An 809-nucleotide genomic window follows, 5' to 3' on the forward strand; every position below is an offset into this window, starting at 1 on the left:
AACCCAAGAAAGGCGAAGCCGCGCTGGAAACCATCCGCCGCTACCTGAGCACGCAGTTTTACAAGGACCACCTGCGTACCTACAAGAAGCGTCCGATCTACTGGCTGTTTAGCTCCGGCAAGCAGAAAGCCTTCGAGTGCCTGGTCTACCTGCACCGCTACAATGAAAGCACCCTCGCCGAGATGCGTACCGACTACGTGATCCCGCTCACCACCAAGCTCGTCAGCTACGTCGAAAAGCTGGAGCAGGACAAGGACGCCAGCACCTCCGCCGCTGAAGCCAAGGGCATCGAAAAAGAATTGAGCAAGCTCTACAAGCAGCAGGCCGAACTCAACACCTTCGATGAGAAGCTACGCCACTACGCCGACCAGCGCATCACACTGGATCTGGATGATGGGGTGAAGGTGAATTACGGCAAGTTTGGGGATTTGTTGGCGGAAGTGAAGTCTGTGATAGGTGATAAGCCTGTTAATAAATGATGATAAAGTTAGGCAGTATGCAGGCTGATCATGATTTTAAAATCAATATTAGGGATTACACATGGAAATTTTAGAAGATAAAAAACCAACAACACTTATAGAAAAATATAGGAAAGACTTTCATGACATACTCGATACATTAGATGAAGAAGTAGGTATTCAAATAAAGAATGAAAAGCCAATGCAGGCTATAATTCATTTCAACGACACGGTGATTTTCAACCCAGTTGTCCAAATAGCTGCGCTTAAGCAGCCTGTTTATTACGCTCGATTTCTTGCACTTTCCCGGGGTTGAGCGACACCGGACCGGTTACCTCCCAGTTTCGGGTG

Annotated in this window: 1 protein-coding gene and 1 pseudogene; both read left to right on the plus strand. The window is 48.0% G+C overall.

Translation table 11 applies throughout. The annotated features are described in order from the left end of the window. Positions 1-479, plus strand: a pseudogene (locus tag DU506_RS21305) (class I SAM-dependent DNA methyltransferase); the annotation flags it as partial. Between the two features lie 61 nt (positions 480-540). After that, positions 541-774, plus strand: a complete 234-nt coding sequence (locus DU506_RS21310) for a hypothetical protein (protein ID WP_114488802.1) — start codon at positions 541-543, stop codon at positions 772-774. The last annotated feature ends 35 nt before the right edge of the window (positions 775-809 follow it).

This window comes from Vreelandella rituensis, assembly GCF_003336665.1.
GTDB lineage: Bacteria > Pseudomonadota > Gammaproteobacteria > Pseudomonadales > Halomonadaceae > Vreelandella > Vreelandella rituensis.

Excerpts from the sequence above, each read along its gene's own strand:
- DU506_RS21310 (WP_114488802.1), top strand. The coding sequence starts at position 541 with ATGGAAATTTTAGAAGATAAAAAACCAACAACACTTATAGAAAAATAT.